Here is a 16,849-nt window from a genome sequence, read left to right as displayed (position 1 = left end):
GGTGTCCAATGTTGTTGGTTCTGAGGGTTACCGAGGAAAGAAAGCGTATTTCGTCTGTGACCACGTACCGCGCTCCGCGCATCACGATCGACCGTGCGGTTCACGACCAACCCGCGCCGATCACTGACCAGTCAACGACAACGCCGCCCGCTGCCGCACGGTGGCGACCGGGGCGGCCCACGCAAACCTGGCTTGCTGACGGAGGGGTTTAGTGCTGGATTTCGGGCTGTTGCCGCCAGAGGTCAACTCCGGGCGGATGTACTCGGGACCCGGACCGGGGCCAATGTTGGCCGCTGCGGAAGCTTGGGACGCTCTGGCTGCAGAGTTGGGCTTCGCGTCCACCGGTTATGGATCCGCGTTACAGGAGCTGACGAGCAATTCGTGGGTAGGCCCGACATCGTCGGCGATGATGGCCGCCGCCACGCCGTACGTGGACTGGCTGAGCACGACCGCTGCCCAGGCCGAGGAGACCGCCAACCATGCCCGCGCCGCGGCGGCGGCGTATGAGGCCGCGTTCGCGATGACCGTGCCCCCGCCGGCGATTGCCGCCAACCGCGCATTGTTGGCAGCCTTGGTGGCGACGAACTTCTTCGGTCAGAACACGCCCGCAATCATGTCCACCGAAATCCTCTACGCGGAGATGTGGGCCCAGGACGCCGTCGCTATGTACGGCTACGCCGGCGACTCCGCGACCGCCGCACAGGTCACGCCGTTCAACGAACCGCCGCCGACCACCAACCAGGACGCGTCGAGCTCGCAAGCCGGGGCGGTGGCCAAAGCCGCCGCGACGCCGGCCAGCCAAGCCGCCACAGTGGCCCAAAACGCCGTCGCCTCGGCGCCGAGCAGCTCCGGACAGACCGCAGCGTCAACCACTGCCGCGACAACCACGACGACGACAACAACCACGGCAACTACGGCGACCACAGCCCCCACTGGAGTCTTCCAGTGGCTCGAGCAGCTGATACAAAACACCTACACGAATTTCCCCAGCGGCGGGCTTGGACTCGGACTGACCAACGCCAACCTGACTACCTTCCTCAAGCAGACACTGCAGGCCTACTTCGGGGTAGGTCTGGGAAACTTCGGCTGGAGCATGGGTCAGCAGTTGACCTTTGGGCAGGGGGCAACAGCCGGGGCAGGCGGTGCGTGGTATCCAACGCCGCAATTCGCCGGGCTCGCGCTCGGCCACGGGGGTGGCCCGGTCTCGGCGGGTGTCGGCCACGCCAAAACCATCGGGCGGCTGTCCGTACCGTCGAACTGGCACGCGAACGCACCCGCCAGCGACATGATCGACATCGACGAGCTCAGAGAATTGGAAGACGAAGAGCTGTTGCAGCTGGAACTGAACAACCCGGAACTCGCCGAAACTATCCACGCCGTCCGAGCGATGCCCCACGGTGCTGCCGTCGCGGCTGCGGCGCACGGCGGAGTCGGCGGACCGGGGTCGAATGGTCTGCTCGGTGGTGTACCGATGGGGGCCGGCTCCGGAGGCCGCGGCGGCGGCGGATTCGTCGTCCGTTACGGATTCCGCCATTCCGTGATGCCACGCCCACCGTCTGCCGGATAACGTCGGCGAACAACGGCGACAGACCATGGTGGCCTTGGCAATTCAGCTTTGCGAACTTTGTCGGGTGTGCGGCACACGCCGACGTAACGGCGTAGGGCCGCCAATTCGGGCAACCGGTGGTCGCCAACGGCAGGCGAATTCGTAGTGAACATCTGATATCCAGGGATGAACAGTGGCTCTCGAGGTATGAACACTGAGCGTCGTCGCGGAAATGTGCGAGAGCGACCATCTAATCTCATAACAGAGGATTTCGTCGAAGTTCGTGCAAGGTCACGGTTCTTGAGGGTTCTTGAGGAGGAAACCGGATGTCGTTCGTAACCACCCAGCCGGAAGCATTGTCGGCAGCGGCCGCCAGTCTGCAGGGAATCGGCGCGGGGGTGAACGCCCAAAATGCTTCAGCAGCGGCCCCGACGACGGGGGTCGTTCCTGCTGCCGCCGATGAGGTTTCGGCCCTGACCGCCGCCCAGTTCGTCGCGCACGCTCAGCTGTACCAGGCGGTCAGCGCCCAGGCTGCGGCAATCCACGAAATGTTCGTCAACACGTTGGGGACCAGCGCCGGTTCTTACGCCGCAACCGAAGCCGCCAACGCTGCCGCGGCAGGTTAAGGAGAAAGTCTAGTGGTGGATTTTGGGGCGCTACCGCCCGAAATCAACTCGGCGCTTATGTATTCCGGTTCGGGTTCGTCGTCGCTGCAGGCTGCCGCTTCGGCCTGGAATGGCCTTGCCGCCGAGTTGAGTTCGGCCGCGACCGGCTACGACCGGGTGATCACAGAGTTGGCCAGTGACGAGTGGATGGGGCCGGCATCGGCCTCGATGGCGGGTGCCGCGCAACCCTATGTGTCGTGGATGACCACCACCGCCGCTCAGGCCGAGCAAGCGGCCGCCCAGGCCAGGTCGGCGTCCGCCGCCTACGAGCAGGCGTTCGCGGCGACGGTGCCCCCGCCGCTCGTCGCGTCGAACCGTGCTTTGGTCAGCGAGATGCTGCAGGCCAACGTTTTCGGTCAGTACACCCCGGCGATCTCGCAACTCGAAGGGCAATACGGCGAGATGTGGGCCCAGGACTCGGCGGCGATGTACAACTACGCCGGACAGTCCGCGGCCGCCGCCCAGGTCACGCCGTTCGCGTCGCCGGCGGCGACAACCAATCCCGCCGGGACGGCCACCCAAGCCGCGGCGGTCAGCACAGCAACCGGCAGCTCGGCCGCCACCGGCTCCCAGTCGATCTTGCAACAGCTGACGTCGTCGCTGCCGACCTCGCTGCAAGGCCTCGCGTCGCCCACCTCGGCGGCCACCACCTCGTTGAGCCCGCTGCAATCGCTTTTCAGCCTGGTGTTCGGGACGACCGTTCTGCCGACATCGCTTTCGGCGTTGTTCAACGATTACTCGCCGTTCGCGGGCGTGTTCTACAACACCGAGGGTCTGCCGTACTTCAGCGTCGGTATGGGAAACTTCGGCATTCAGATGGCGAAGACCTTGGGCCTCTTGGGCGGGGCGGGAGGTGGAGGCGGCGCCGCAGCCGGCGCTGCGACCGGCGGCCTAGGTGGCCTCGGCGGCATGCTGGGCGGTGGTCACGCTGCCGCGGCCGGCTCTGGCGTGTCCGCCAGTATGGGCGAAGCAGGCGTGCTCGGAGAATTGTCGGTGCCACCTTCGTGGGTCGGAAGCACGCCACTGGCGGCGCCGCATAGCCCATTGCCGATCAGCCACGTCAGCGCTGCTCCCGAGGGCGCCGGGAATATGATGGGCGGCGTGCCGTTCGCCGGTCCTGGCGCCGGACACATGGGCGGGTCGGGCCCCCGCTACGGGTTCAAACCGACAGTGATGTCACGCCCGCCGTTCGCCGGCTGACGTCAACCGATTCCGCGTCGCCGCTGAACCGTCATCGTTACGGCGGCGCGCCTCAGTGCCGATGTGATGCTTAGGCTTTGGTGAATCAAGGGTGTCGCGTTCGTGGCACGAAAATGAACAGTTGTGGTAGGTCCAGAAGCACTTGAGTCCCGCCGAAGCGATGGCGTAGGTTGCCTGTGGGTGAACAATCGGGGTGCGGCGGGAGTGTCGGATGGCGCAACAGGCTGACGCATCTGGTTCGCTCGCTGTTTCAACGAGGCCGCCAAGCGCCGCCTACGCCCGTCCGAAACCCTTCGACAATCACCGAACGCACAGCACAGCAAGCGCGTTGGCGGTCCCGGTACGGCCGGCTGAGATCGCTCAGGCGCGGGTTTTCGAGGGACTGCTACAAGCCGAGTGCGCCGAATTGCAGGAGCTTGCGCACCACATCGGGCGAGCCCCGGATCAGCGACCCGACTCCGACAGTTTCCCCCGGCTTCACGATCTGACGCAGATACAGGCTCGCCTCGACGAAGTACATGGCCTGCTTCGGGCGCTGCAAGGTCGGTTTCTGCATGCGAAGCCAGACCGTGACTACTGACTGATGTGAATTAGCCTGGCCGTCAAGCTAATCGGCTCACAAATCCTCGTCGAGGATCAGCGCCATCTCCGGGCACGACGCCACCCCGTCACGAGTTACCGCTATGTCCTCGGGTGCAACCTCGTGCTCTTCCAGAATGGAGTTGCCGGCCTCATCGATCGGAAAAATGTTCGGGTCTACCGCGTAGCACTGCGCATGCCCCACGCACCTCGACTGCTCGAGCCGAACCTTCATCGGGTGATCCTCCGTCGACTGCACACGACCCCGATTCTAGAAGACATCGTGCACATCGGCGCCAACCGCGACAACGCGATGCAACCGAACACCTACCATGTTCACTATCGCCGTCGGCGCGACGCCGCCAGCGAGACCAACGAGCCGACACAGGAAAGAACGCGGGTATGAGCACCATTGATGAAAGCCTGTACGGCAGCAGCTTTCACCTACCGCGGCTCGAATACACCGCCCTGCCGATGACGGCCGATCGCGGCGTCGGATGGAAGGTCCTGCGTGATGCCGGGCCGGTGGTGTATATGAACGGCTACTACTACATCACCCGTCGCGAGGATGTGCTGGCAGCGCTGCGCAACCCCAGGGTCTTTTCGTCCCGATTGGCGCTTCAGCCTCCAGGGAGCCCGGTACCGGTTGTGCCGCTGGCGTTCGACCCGCCGGAGCACACCCGCTACCGCAGAATCCTGCAGCCGTTCTTCAGCCCACACGGCCTGAGTAAGTCACGCCCGGTGTTGGTTCGCCACGCTGCTGACATGATCGACGCGATCGCCGGCGGGGGAGGGTGTGAGGTGATGAAAGATCTCGCGCGCATCTACCCGTTCCAGGTGTTCGTCGACCTGTATGGTTTGCCGCTGGAGGACCGTGATCGCCTGATCGGCTGGAAAAACGCTGTGATGGCTGACAAGCCGTACCTCACCGAGGCCGACACTGCCCCGGCCCGCGAGCTCTACGAATACCTCGCCGACGCAATTCAGCAGCGTCGGGAGAACCCTGGTTCGGACATGCTGTCAGCGGTGATGACCGGTGAGGGCAATTTCACTGATCTTGAGCTGCTGGGCATGAGCCATTTGCTGATCCTGGCAGGGCTGGACACGGTGACCGCAGCGATCGGTTTCGCACTGCTGGAGTTGGCGCGCCGACCGCAGTTGCGCGCACAACTGCGCGGCAATCCAAGGCAGATCCGGGTTTTCATCGAGGAGGTGGTCCGCTTGGAGCCGTCCGCGCCGGTGGCGCCACGAGTACTCACCGAGACCACCGTCGTCGGCGGCATGACGTTGCCGGCGGGCTCATCGGTGCACCTCTGCATGGCCGCGGTCAACCGGGACGGCAGCGACTCGATTTCCACTGACGAACTGGTCATGGACGGTAAAGTCCACCGGCACTGGGGATTTGGCGGCGGACCGCACCGCTGTCTGGGATCTCACCTGGCGCGTATGGAGCTGACGGTGATCGTCGACGAATGGCTCAAGAGGATCCCCGAGTTCGAGCTGGTGCCGGACTACGAGCCCCAGATCAAGTTTCCCAGTAAAACGTTCGCGCTCACGGAATTACCGCTGCGATTCGGCTGAACCGCGCCGCGCTTGTCAGCGAGGCGGGCCGGGCACCTCGACGCCGGGCGGAACCTCGGCGACGCGAGCGGCCACCGCCGGGATTTTTATCGTGGCACCTTGCTGGCTGCACTCGTTGCTTTCGACCGTGACGGTCATCGTCCCGCGAAACGCACCGTGGGCCTGCTGCAGCCAGATCACCTGTGTGGTGGTCTGTTTGGCGGGCGCCCCGTCCGGGCCCAGGCAGGCGAAGAGCTCCGTCTCCGGTCGCGATTGCCAGGCGCCGTTGTGAAAGTCCATGACGACGGGCTTGCTGCCGCCAGTCTCGCTCCGGTGTAGATGACCGGTCTCGTCGAGCATGGCTCCGGTTGCCACGCAGGATTTCGGCGTGCACGCCGTTCGGAACGCCCACCAGGTGTTGACGTCCGGCGGCTGCGGGTCAGCGGCGCCGTTATAGGTCTGCTGGGTGCGATTCACGTCGATGCGGTAAGACCCGTCCAGCGCCTCACCCGCGCGGGGGAAATCATGTCTGTTGGCGGGAGGCGCAGCTTTTGGCGCCGAGTTACGGATGGGCGCCGGGGCGCCGGCAGCGTGACTGGAGCCGGTGTCATTCCCGCGGCCGATGATGACGCCGACAGCGACCAGGCCGACGCACAGCGATGCCGCAGCGGTACCCAGCCCGATGATCCAGGGCCATCGGCTGCGCCGGGGCTCCACCGGCCTGGCGGAAGCGTCAACCGCGACTTCGTCTTTGGCCGCCTGATGATGCTGCGCGAGGTGCCGCACCGTCTTGGCCCAGGTCGGGAAAAAGGCGGCTGTAGCCGACGCCGCCGGTTCAGCTGCTGCCGACGGGGTCTCGAGTGTGTCGTCGTCTTCGGGATAGTCGACCACCGTGAGGTAGGCCTCCGGACTGCGATCCCCGGTCCATGCTCCGGCGCCGTGGCTCAGGGCGTCCGCGAAAGCACGGCAGCTGTTGAACCGATCGCGGGGATTTTTGGCGAGCGCGACGGCGAACACGCCGTCGAGTCGTGCCAGCTCGGGCCGTTGATCGCGGAGACTGGGCGGCAGTGCGGTCAGGTGCTGGCTGATCACCGCGACCGGATTCGACTGCTGGAATGGTGGCGTGCCGGTTAGCAGGTGATACGCGGTGGTCGCAAGCGAATACTGGTCCGCGCGTCCATCGATGTCGGCACCCGTCAACTGTTCCGGTGCAGCGTGGGCAACCGTCGCACCGGTGAGCTCGGGCCCGTCGGGATCGCCCAGCCGCGGGGCCAACCCAAAGTCGGTCAGCAGTATCCGCTGCTCGCCGTCAGCGGGGTTGGTGAACAAGATGTTGCTCGGTTTGACTGCGCGGTGCAGCATGCCCCGGCCGTGGGCGTAGTCGAGCGCATCGGCGACGGCCGTGACGACCGCCAGCACCTCACCGGCAGGCATACCGGCGGGGTAGCGGTCGGCGATCAGCTCCGCGCCGCTGGTGCCGTTGACGTAGTCCATGGTGACCCACAGCTGCCCGTCTGACTCGCCGCGATACTCGACGCCGAGAATGTGGGGGTGATACAGGCTGGTCGCAATCGGTGTCTCGCGCATGAACCTGTCACGAAACTCGCGGTCTTCGGTCAGCGTGGCTGCCAAGACCTTCAAGGCGTTCCAATGCGGTAGCCGCGGATGCTGTGCGAGGTAGACCTCGCCGGTGTCCCCGCGGCCCAGCAGCCGCAGGACGCTGTATCCACTGAAGGTCGAGCCGCTGGTGAACGGCATGGTCAGATCCTAACCACGCCCGACACCGGGTGGCATCCCGAAACCGTTGGCGGCCGGCATCGACCGTCCGATACCGGCAACGCCGCCGTACCGGCGAGCCACCCTACGGCAAACGCCCAGGTGAAGCCTGGTAAACGCATTCCGCCGGACGTTATTCGCGGCTGGATTTTTTCCGCTTTGGGTTCCCATCCGTCCGCCGCGTCGGGGCGGCGTGCGATCGCGTTGACGGGGCCGGGGGCACCGTCGCTCGACTCAGACCAACAGGTTTGCGCATGTCACGGCGTTCCTGACGCGGCTGGCCTGCCTTGCCAGCGCCGTCACTGTTACTCGGCTGTTACCGGAGATGAACAGTTGTTGCCGTCGGGTGAACAGTTGCAAACACCCAGTTCCAGCACCAGCATCGAGCGGTGCACACGTCTATTCTCGTGCACGGACAGATTGCCGGAACTGACCAGGAGGAAGTCGGAATGTCGTTCGTGACCACACAGCCGGAGGCATTGTCGGCAGCGGCCACCAGCCTCCAGGGCATCGGCTCAGCGATGAGCGCTCAGAATGCGGCTGCGGCGGCGCCAACGACAGGCGTGGTCCCTGCCGCGGCCGATGAGGTTTCCGCCCTGACCGCCGCGCAGTTCGCCGCGCACGCGCAGCTCTACCAGGCCGTGAGCGCCCAGGCGGCGGCGATCCACGAGATGTTTGTCAACACGTTGGGCACCAGCGCCGGTTCCTACGCGGCCACCGAGGCCGCCAATGCAGCCGCGGCGGGCTGAGTGCCGTCGATGGAGACCATCCCACTGTGGCGCCACGCGCGGTGGCAGCCAGTTAAGGGGGAAGGGGGGAACAGCCGTGTGTCTCAAGTCGGCGGCTACCTCGGGTAACCCGTCCGACGACCACGTTCATTGCAGTCGATTACTACTCAATCAAGGAGACAGGTAAGTGCCTACGCGTTTTATGACTGACCCGCACGAGATGCGGGCGATGGCGGGCCGTTTCGACGTGCACGCTCAGACTGTCGAGGATGAGGCCCGCAAGATGTGGGCATCGAGTCAGAACATCGCCGGGGCGAGCTGGAGCGGGACCGCGCAAGCGACTTCCTACGACACCATGGGCCAGATGAACACCGCCTTCCGCAACATCGTCAACATGCTGCACGGGGTGCGGGATGGGCTGATCCGCGACGCGAACAACTACGAGTCCCAAGAGCAGGCCTCTCAGCAGATTCTGAGCAGCTAGCTCGCTGACCAGCGTAAGCTTTCACACACAGGAGGACAGATAAATGTCGATTAACTACCAGTTCGGTGATGTCGACGCCCACGGCGCGCTGATCCGCGCCCAAGCCGCCAACCTGGAAGCCGAACACCAGGCCATCGTGCGCGATGTGCTGGCCGCCGGTGACTTCTGGGGCGGTTCAGGTTCGGTGGCCTGCCAGGAGTTCATCACCCAGTTGGGTCGTAACTTCCAGGTGATCTACCAGCAGGCCAACAGCCACGGCCAGAAGGTGCAGACAGCCGGCAACAACATGTCGAGCACCGACTCCGCTGTTGGCTCGAGCTGGGCCTGACAGTCAGCACAGGGCGCGGCAGCACACCCATTCAGGTGTGCTGCCGCGTCGTGCGATAGCCGCGAACACGAGACACGAGAGAAGCGATGGATCAAAGCACACGCACCGACATCACCGTCAATGTCGAGGGTTTCTGGATGTTGCAAGCGTTGCTCGATATTCGCCATGTCGCACCGGAATTGCGATGTCGGCCATTCGTATCCACCGATTCCATGGACTGGCTCAACGAGCACCCGGGCATGGCGGTCATGCGCGAACAAGGCATCGTGAACGACGAGACAGTTAATGACGCCGTCGCCGCGCGAATGCGCGTGCTGGCCGCGCCCGATCTTGAAATCGTGGCGTTGCTGTCCCGGGGCAAGTTGCTCTACGGCGTCAAAGAAAAAGACGAGGGTGGCGAGGAGGAGCAGGTCGGCTCCCGCGACATCCCGGACAACGAGTTTCGGGTGCTGCTGGCCCGGCGTGGCCAGCATTGGGTATCGGCCGTGCGGGTCGGCGACGAGATCACCGTCGACGACGTCGCGATCGCCGACACAACGTCGATCGCGACGCTGGTGTTCGATGCGCTGGAGTCGATCCACCATGCCGAACCCGCCGCGATCAATGCGGTCAACGTGCCGCTCGAAGAGATGCTCGAAATCACGAAAGCCTGGCAGAGCTCAGGATTTAACGTTTTCTCCGGGGGAGACCTGCGACGGCTGGGGATCAGCGCCGCAACCGTCGCGGCGCTCGGCCAGGCGCTGTCAGACCCGGGGGCCGAGGCGGCGGTGTACGCCCGGCAATATCGCGATGACGACAAAGCCCCCAGCGCCTCGGTGTTGTCGCTGAAGGACGGCTCGGGCGGCCGGATCGCGATGTATCAACAGGCGCGGACCGCCGGCTCGAACGAGGCGTGGCTGGCGATCTGCCCGGCCACCCCGCAGTTGGTTCAGGTCGGTGTGAAGACCGTGTTGGAGACACTTCCCTACGGCGAGTGGAAAACGCATAGCAGAGTTTAACTAATCTTTACGCAAATATCGCGCGCGCCAACGATTTTCGGTGCAGCATTCAGCAATGGTGCGGATGCGGTGAAATGCTCTAGAATCTGCTCAACAATTGGGACGCGACGTCACAATTCCACATAGCGAGGCAAGACAGATGGACCCACAATTCGTCGATAGAGGGGTGCAGCGATGACCGCAGTAGCCGAGGCGCCACAGCCAGGCACAGAAGCACTCTCATCGCCCCAATCGGCGGTGATCGGCATCATCGCGGGCGAGGGCGTGCAGATCGGTGTCCTGCTGGACGCCAACGCCCCGGTTTCGGTGATGGTCGACCCGTTGCTGAAGGTCGTCAACGTCCGCCTGCGGGAATTGGGTCTCACCGCGCTGGAGGCCAGGCAGCGCGGTCGCTGGGCCCTGTGCCTGGTTGACGGCACGCCGCTGCGGGCCACCCAGTCGCTGACCGAGCAGGACGTATACGACGGCGACCGGTTGTGGCTGCGCTTTGTCGACGACACTGAACACCGCTCGCAGGTGATCGAGCACATTTCGACGGCTGTCTCGGTGAACCTCAGCAAGCGGTTCTCGTCGATCAACCCGCCGGTGGCCATCCAGGTCGGCGCGGCGATGGTCGCAACCGGTGTGCTGCTGGCGTCGCTGCTGCTGGGCTGGTTCCGGCTGCGGCACGACTCTTGGGTCCCGGCTCCTTACGCCGCGGTCATCGCGGTGCTGGTGTTCACCGTGGCGCTGCTGATCCTGGGCCGCGCCCACACCGTGCAGAACCGTCGCGCCGGCGACATGATGCTGTGGAGCGGGATCGCGCCGCTTGCGCTGGCTGCCGCGTCGGCGCCGCCCGGGCCGGTCGGCTCGCCACATGCGGTGATGGGTTTTGCCGTCTCCGGTGTGGCAGCGATGCTGATCATGCGGTTCACCGGCCGTCGGTTGGGGACCGGTACGGCGATCGTCACCGTGTCGCTGGCCGCGACGGTAGCGAGCCTGGCCCGAATGGCATTCGGCACCGGAGCGGTGACGCTGCTGACCAGCATCCTGCTGGTGTGTGTGTTCGGTTACCACAGCGCGCCGGCGATGTCTCGCTGGTTGTCCGGGATCCGGCTGCCGGTCTTTCCGTCGGCCACCAGCCGCTGGGTGTTCGAGGCCCGGCCGGATCTGCCGACCACCGTGGCGCACGGCGTCGACGGCGGCCGGCCGACCCTGGAAGGGCCCGCCTCCATCCAAGACGTGGTGCTGCGGGCCGAGCGGGCTCGGTCGTTCTTGACCGGACTGCTGGTCGGTCTGGGTGTGCTGACGATCGTGTCGTTGGCCGGCGTAGCCGACCCACGCGCTCAGGACCGCTGGCTGCCGCTGCTGTTGGTCGCAACCACTGCCGGCTTCCTGATGCTGCGTGGCCGCTCCTACGTTGACCGCTGGCAGGCAATCATCCTGGCGGTGACGTCGGTTCTGATCGTCGGTGCCGTCATCGTGCGTTACTCGCTGGTGCTGTCCTCGACGGCTGCGGTGTCGGTGACAGCCGGCCTTGCAGTGCTGCTGCCCGCTGCGGGATTGACGGCGGCGGCGACAGTGCCCAACACCATCTACAGCCCGCTGTTCCGCAAGCTCGTGGAGTGGGTTGAATACCTCTGCCTGATGCCGATTTTCCCGCTGGCATTGTGGTTGATGAATGTCTATGCAGCGATCCGGTACCGGTAGTCGCAAACTGCGGCCGCTTCGCGCGGCCGCAGTGACTGCCACCACTCTGATCGTCGCTTCGGTCGCACTGTCCGGGTCGCCTGCCTATGCGATCAACCCGCCGGGAATCGACCCCGCCGCAGTGCCGCCGGACAGTCCGCCCGGACCGCCCCAGCCGATGAAGCAGAATTCGTACTGCACCGAGGTTGGGGTATTGCCGGGCAGCGACTTTCGGATTCAGCCGAAGTACATGGACATGCTCAACCTGGCCGAAGCGTGGCGGTTCGGCCGCGGTGCCGGGGTGAAGGTTGCCGTCATCGACACGGGCGTGACCCCGCACCCGAGGCTGCCGCACCTGATTCCCGGCGGCGACTACGTGATGGGCGGTGGTGACGGGCTGTCCGACTGCGACGCGCACGGCACGATCGTGGCGTCCATGATCGCAGCGGGGTCGGGGACCGCCGGTCCAGCCGAAGCACCCGGGCCGCGGCGGCCACCCCCGGTTCCGACCCGGGAGCCACCCCCGCCCGCGCCACCACCGCAAACGATCAGTGTGGCCCCGCCTCCTCCCCAGACGATCACGTTGGTGCCCCCGGCGCCGCCGTCGGAGGAGCCGGCTCCGGCGTGTCCGTGGTGCCCGCCGGCGCCTAAGTCCCCCGGGGCGGCCAATCATGGCCGCGGCACGGCAGTGTTGCCCGGTTTTTCCGGCGGCAAGCACGGTCAGGTGGTCTCTGTGGATTACCCGCGACCGGCCGCGCCACCGCCGCTCGAGCCACCGCCGCCGGCGCCGAGCGACGCATATACCGGCATTGCCCCCGACGTCGACCTGATCTCAATCCGCCAGTCCAGCCAGGCTTTTGGCCTGAAGGACGCTTACACCGGTGACGAGGATCCGCAGACCCGGCAGAAGTCGGACAACATTCGGACCATGGCACGGGCGATCGTGCACGCGGCCAACCTGGGCGCTCAGGTGATCAACATCTCGCAGGTGTTGTGCATGAGTGCGCGCAGCATGATCGACCAGCCCGACTTGGGCGCGGCGGTCCGTTACGCGGCGGTCGACAAAGATGCCGTGATCGTCGCAGCCGCAGGCGACACAAGTCAGCGTGACTGCAAAGAAAATCCGTTGGTTGATCCGTTGCACCCCAGCGATTCTCGCGACTGGAACGGCGCAACCACGGTGGTGACGCCGTCCTGGTTCAGCGACTACGTGTTGACTGTCGGCGCGGTGGATTCCTCTGGCACGCCGATGGACAAGCTGAGTGTGGCCGGGCCGTGGGTGTCGATCGCGGCTCCGGGTACCGACGTGATCGGGCTCTCGCCGCGAGATGACAGCCTGATCAACGCCATCGACGGTCCGGACAACACCTTGTTGGTGCCGTCCGGGACCAGTTTCTCCACCGCGATCGTGTCCGGTGTGGCGGCTCTGGTGCGGGCGAAATACCCGCAACTGTCGTCGCACCAGATCATCAATCGGTTGATTCACACCGCGAGGGCACCTGCTCGCGGGGTGGACAACCAAATCGGCTACGGGGTCGTCGATCCGGTTGCCGCACTGACCTGGGACGTGCCCGAAGGCTCTGTCCTGCCGAAAGATTCGGCGAAGCCGCTGAAGCTGCCGCCGGCGCCTGCCCCGCGCAACATGGTGCCGGTGTGGGTTGCCGCCGGTGGTCTGGGTGGTGCGGTGCTGCTGGCCGGTCTGGTATTCGGCGGAGCGGTCCTGATGAGAAAGACAGCAGGGAGACAGGAATGAAGGCACAACGCGAGTACGGGCTGTCCCTGTCGTGGGCACGGGTGACCACCGTGTTCCTCATTGACGTCGCGTTGATGGTGATTGCGAGCCATCTGCCCGACTCCTGGCAGGCCGGTCACGCCGCCTTCTGGGTCGGCGTCGCCCTGGCGGTGTTGGTGACGGTTGTCGCCCTGCTGACCAACGGGGGGGTGCCCGTCTCGTCGGCGCCGATCGCTCGGGTCCGAAACTGGTACGCCGACCCGGAGGCACTGACCGTCGGTTGCACCCCGGCGGTCGACCACCGGCGCCAATTCAGCCGCGACACCGTGGGGATCCGCGAGTACGGCGGCCAGCTGATCGCGGTGATTGCCGTCGACGGCACAGGAGAGGCGGGCCGGCATCGCCACCGCGACGCATTGGCGGTGACGATCCCGCTGGAGGCTGTGGTTACGTCGTTGCGGCAGTTCGACGTCCGTCTGGACAGCGTCGACATCATCTCGGTGGGCACACGCCCCGCGGGCAAGGGCGTCCAGTCGGCCGTTCGCGATGACTTCGGAGCGGGTCGCGATCGACGTCCGATCGAGGAGCGGAGCACCTGGCTGGTGTTGCGAATGGACCCGCAGCACAACGTCAGCGCCGTAGCCGCCCGCGATTCGGTGGCCTGCACCCTGGCCGCCGCCGCCGAGCGGCTGGCACATGATCTCGACGGTCGGAACTGCGCCGCCAGGCCGCTGACCGCCGACGAGATCGTCGAGGTGGACGACGCCGTGTTGGCCGGTCTGCAACCGGCGCACGTTCGGCCCTTCTGGCGCTACCTGAAGACCCCGGACGGCTACGTGACCAGCTTCTGGGTTTCACCTGGAGACATCACCAGCGAGACACTCGAGGAGCTGTGGCTCACTGACGCCGACGTCACCGTGCTGACGATCCGCATCATCGCGGAGGGTCATGAGGCTGACGTGTCGGTGTGGGTGCGCTACCACAGCGACAAGCGCCTGCGTAAAGAGGCTTTCAGCGGACTGAATCGGCTCACCGGGCGCCAGCTTGGCGCGGTGGCTGCCAGCCTCCCGGCGCCGACGTCGCGCCGGCCGCTGCCGATGCCGAGCCGGACGTTGGGCCACAGCGAGGACATCCGGGTTCCGGTTGGCGCAGTGGCAGGGCAACAGGCAGGCGCGGCCGAAGCCTTACGATGACAAGATGACCCGACCGCTGACCAACGCGCCGGACTCCCGCAACGCGATGGTCGCGGGGCTCCTTGCGTCCGGTATTTCGGTCAACGGGCTTCAGCCCAGCCACAATCCGCAAGTGGCCCTGCGAATGTTCACGACGGCCACCAGTCTCGACCCGCAGATGTGCGACGGCTGGCTGGCGCGGCTGCTGGCCGGTGACCAGACCATCGAAGTGCTCACCGGTGCATGGCAATCCGTCAAGACCTTCGGCTGGGAGATCCGGCGACTCGGCTTGACGGAGTTGGAATTCCGACCCGAGATCTCCGACGGAATGTTCCTCAAGCTGGCAGTCACCAGCGTGGAGTCGTTGGCTGCCGGCTACGCGGCCGCTCTCACCGAGGCGAAGCGGTACACGGAAGCCGCGGAGCTGTTGGATTCGATTACGCCACGGCACGCCTCCGATGAGGAGTTGATCAAGTACGTACGGGGGTTGTTGCATTTCCGCACCGGACGCTGGCCGGACGTGCTCGTCCAATTCCCGCCCGGCGCCGGCTGGCGTCACCCCGAACTGAAGGCTGCCGGGGCGGCGATGGCCACCACCGCGCTCGCTTCCCTCGGGGTGTTCGAGGAAGCGACCCGTCGCGCTCAGGAAGCGATCGAGGGCGACCGGGTGCCCAGCGCGGCCAACGTCGCGATGTACACCCAAGGAATGTGCTTTCGGCACATGGGCCGCGAAGAAGAAGCGGTGGAATGCTTACGCCGGGTCTACTCACGCGATGCCAAGTTCACGCCGGCCCGCGAGGCGTTGGACAACGCCAACTATCGGCTGGTGCTGACAGATCCGGAAACCATCGAAGCCAGGACGGACCCGTGGGATGTCGACAGCGCGCCGACCCGCGAGGAGGCGGAGTCCGCCCGTCATGCCGAGATGGCCAAGAAGTATTTGGACGAAGGTGATGTCGAGCTCAACGCGATGCTCGGCATGGATCACGCCAAGCGGGAAATCAAGCTGATCAAGTCGACGACGAAGGTCAACCTGGCCCGCGCGAAAATGGGGCTCCCGGTTCCGGTGACGTCGCGGCACACGTTGTTGTTGGGGCCGCCCGGCACCGGAAAAACGTCTGTGGCGCGGGCATTTTCGAAGCAATTGTGCGGCCTGACCGTGCTCCGCAAGCCGCTGGTGGTGGAGACCAGCCGCGCTAAACTGTTGGGCCGCTACATGGCTGACGCGGAAAAGAACACCGAGGAGATGCTCGAGGAGGCGCTGGGCGGGGCGGTCTTCTTCGATGAGATGCACAACCTGCACGAGAGCGGCTATTCCACCGGCGACGCCTACGGTAATGCGATCATCAACACTTTGCTGCTCTACATGGAGAATCACCGCGACGAGTTGGTGGTCTTCGGAGCCGGCTACGCCAAAGCGATGGACAAGATGCTGGAAGTCAACCAGGGCCTGCGACGCCGGTTTTCCACCGTCATCGAGTTCTACAGCTACAACCCCAAAGAGCTCATCGCGCTGACCCAGTTGATGGGGCGGGAAAACGAGGACGTCATCACCGATGACGCGGTCGACGTCTTGCTGCCGTCCTACACCAGGTTCTATGACGATGAGACGATCTCGCCCGACGGCGACCTGATCCGCGGTATCGACACGCTGGGAAATGCCGGCTTCGTACGCAACGTGGTGGAGAAGGCGCGCGATCACCGTAGCTTCCGGCTCGATGACGAGGACCTCGACGCGGTGTTGGCCAGCGACTTCGACGAGTTCAGCGACGACCAGTTGCGCCGATTCAAGGAACTGACCCGCGACGACCTCGCCGAGGGACTCAGCGCAGCGGTGGCCGAGAAGAAGCCCGACTAAACCAGCCCGAAGTTCGCTGCGAGCGCGACGAACGTTCACGTAGTTAACTTTTGTCGCCGCGAACGCCGTCGGCCGACCGATATAGGCGCCGACATGGCAAATCTTTACGACATCCTAACGGCCGTTGCGTTGACGGCGCACCGTACCGCTGCCACCATGACCTCGCACAGGCGTTATATGCACCTCGCTAGGTGAGGCGTCTGCGCGGACACAGGCCACTGACCTCGAACGTCGAAAGACGCCCAGGGTCAGGACAGCTCCTCCCGGCTTAAGGGTTGAGCCCAAGTGGCTTCCGGAATTTCCGGATACGCCGTGCAGTGCCAAAGCTCTGTCGAGAGGGGTGCCTCTCCGACGGTTTCGTCGGGCAATGCTCCTCTCTTCGAAGCCTCCACGGCGGGTGTGCCGGGAGGAGGTGGGGCAATACACGTTTTCTTGGATGGTCCTGCTTAGAGCTATCCGAGATCGATGACCGCTTGGTTCCGATCCGGAGATGGCAGCGACTCCGCCAACTGAATCGGTCTGCGCCAAGCCGTGTCTCCGCCTCACGGAGTGGGC

15 protein-coding genes and 1 riboswitch are annotated in these 16,849 nt (G+C 65.2%); of the genes, 12 read left to right on the top strand and 3 right to left on the bottom strand.

Annotation, left to right across the window (positions count from 1 at the left end; translation table 11 throughout):
• Window positions 1–211 precede the first annotated feature (211 nt).
• The 3 genes from VGG53_RS17695 (at window position 212) to VGG53_RS17685 (ending at window position 3,411) form a co-directional block, all read left to right on the top strand.
• Window positions 212–1,567: a PPE family protein gene (locus tag VGG53_RS17695; protein ID WP_331519378.1), complete on the top strand. Its 1,356-nt coding sequence runs from the start codon at window positions 212–214 to the stop codon at window positions 1,565–1,567.
• Between the two features lie 305 nt (window positions 1,568–1,872).
• Window positions 1,873–2,172: a PE family protein gene (locus VGG53_RS17690; RefSeq protein ID WP_331519377.1), complete on the top strand. Its 300-nt coding sequence runs from the start codon at window positions 1,873–1,875 to the stop codon at window positions 2,170–2,172.
• A gap of 15 nt (window positions 2,173–2,187) precedes the next feature.
• The gene (locus VGG53_RS17685) at window positions 2,188–3,411 is read left to right on the top strand and encodes a PPE family protein (RefSeq protein WP_331519406.1); all 1,224 of its coding nucleotides are present in this window, start codon (window positions 2,188–2,190) and stop codon (window positions 3,409–3,411) included.
• A 385-nt stretch (window positions 3,412–3,796) separates the two neighbouring features.
• Here the strand turns inward: VGG53_RS17685 and VGG53_RS17680 are convergent, their stop codons facing one another.
• A complete protein-coding gene (locus VGG53_RS17680) occupies window positions 3,797–3,967 on the bottom strand; it encodes a hypothetical protein (protein WP_331519376.1) in 171 nt (56 codons plus the stop codon).
• 60 nt (window positions 3,968–4,027) lie between these two features.
• Window positions 4,028–4,225: a ferredoxin gene (locus tag VGG53_RS17675; protein ID WP_331519375.1), complete on the bottom strand. Its 198-nt coding sequence runs from the start codon at window positions 4,223–4,225 to the stop codon at window positions 4,028–4,030.
• 167 nt (window positions 4,226–4,392) lie between these two features.
• On the opposite strand from VGG53_RS17675, the gene VGG53_RS17670 reads away from it, so the two are divergent.
• The gene (locus VGG53_RS17670) at window positions 4,393–5,571 is read left to right on the top strand and encodes a cytochrome P450 (RefSeq protein ID WP_331519374.1); all 1,179 of its coding nucleotides are present in this window, start codon (window positions 4,393–4,395) and stop codon (window positions 5,569–5,571) included.
• Between the two features lie 15 nt (window positions 5,572–5,586).
• On the opposite strand, the gene VGG53_RS17665 is transcribed toward VGG53_RS17670, so the two are convergent.
• A complete protein-coding gene (locus tag VGG53_RS17665) occupies window positions 5,587–7,308 on the bottom strand; it encodes a serine/threonine-protein kinase (protein WP_331519373.1) in 1,722 nt (573 codons plus the stop codon).
• A 467-nt stretch (window positions 7,309–7,775) separates the two neighbouring features.
• Here VGG53_RS17665 and VGG53_RS17660 point away from each other — a divergent pair, with 467 nt between their 5' ends.
• The 8 genes from VGG53_RS17660 (at window position 7,776) to eccA (ending at window position 16,294) form a co-directional block, all read left to right on the top strand.
• Window positions 7,776–8,075 (top strand): PE family protein, encoded by a 300-nt coding sequence (locus VGG53_RS17660; RefSeq protein WP_331519405.1) that lies wholly within the window; start codon window positions 7,776–7,778, stop codon window positions 8,073–8,075.
• Between the two features lie 166 nt (window positions 8,076–8,241).
• Window positions 8,242–8,538 (top strand): WXG100 family type VII secretion target, encoded by a 297-nt coding sequence (locus tag VGG53_RS17655; RefSeq protein ID WP_292989515.1) that lies wholly within the window; start codon window positions 8,242–8,244, stop codon window positions 8,536–8,538.
• A 43-nt stretch (window positions 8,539–8,581) separates the two neighbouring features.
• Window positions 8,582–8,866 (top strand): WXG100 family type VII secretion target, encoded by a 285-nt coding sequence (locus VGG53_RS17650; protein ID WP_331519371.1) that lies wholly within the window; start codon window positions 8,582–8,584, stop codon window positions 8,864–8,866.
• Between the two features lie 86 nt (window positions 8,867–8,952).
• Window positions 8,953–9,864: an ESX secretion-associated protein EspG gene (locus VGG53_RS17645; RefSeq protein WP_331519370.1), complete on the top strand. Its 912-nt coding sequence runs from the start codon at window positions 8,953–8,955 to the stop codon at window positions 9,862–9,864.
• A 174-nt stretch (window positions 9,865–10,038) separates the two neighbouring features.
• Window positions 10,039–11,553: a type VII secretion integral membrane protein EccD gene (eccD, locus tag VGG53_RS17640; RefSeq protein WP_331519369.1), complete on the top strand. Its 1,515-nt coding sequence runs from the start codon at window positions 10,039–10,041 to the stop codon at window positions 11,551–11,553.
• Window positions 11,531–13,285 carry a type VII secretion-associated serine protease mycosin gene (gene mycP, locus VGG53_RS17635; RefSeq protein ID WP_331519404.1) on the top strand — a complete coding sequence of 585 codons (1,755 nt, stop codon included), beginning with the start codon at window positions 11,531–11,533 and terminating at the stop codon, window positions 13,283–13,285. The genes eccD and mycP overlap by 23 nt, the downstream gene beginning before the upstream one ends.
• Complete coding sequence (eccE, locus tag VGG53_RS17630; RefSeq protein WP_331519368.1) at window positions 13,282–14,457, top strand: type VII secretion protein EccE; 1,176 nt, start codon at window positions 13,282–13,284, stop codon at window positions 14,455–14,457. The genes mycP and eccE overlap by 4 nt, the downstream gene beginning before the upstream one ends.
• Before the next feature lie 4 nt (window positions 14,458–14,461).
• Entirely contained in the window at window positions 14,462–16,294 is a 1,833-nt protein-coding gene (gene eccA / locus VGG53_RS17625) for a type VII secretion AAA-ATPase EccA (RefSeq protein ID WP_331519367.1), read from the top strand.
• Between the two features lie 176 nt (window positions 16,295–16,470).
• Window positions 16,471–16,641, top strand: a riboswitch (M-box (ykoK) riboswitch).
• Window positions 16,642–16,849 lie beyond the last annotated feature (208 nt).

Source organism: Mycobacterium sp., from assembly GCF_036490025.1.
In the GTDB taxonomy this organism is placed as follows: Bacteria; Actinomycetota; Actinomycetes; order Mycobacteriales; family Mycobacteriaceae; genus Mycobacterium.
Note: the sequence above shows the minus strand (reverse complement) of the source record. Positions and strands in the feature narration are given on the sequence as shown.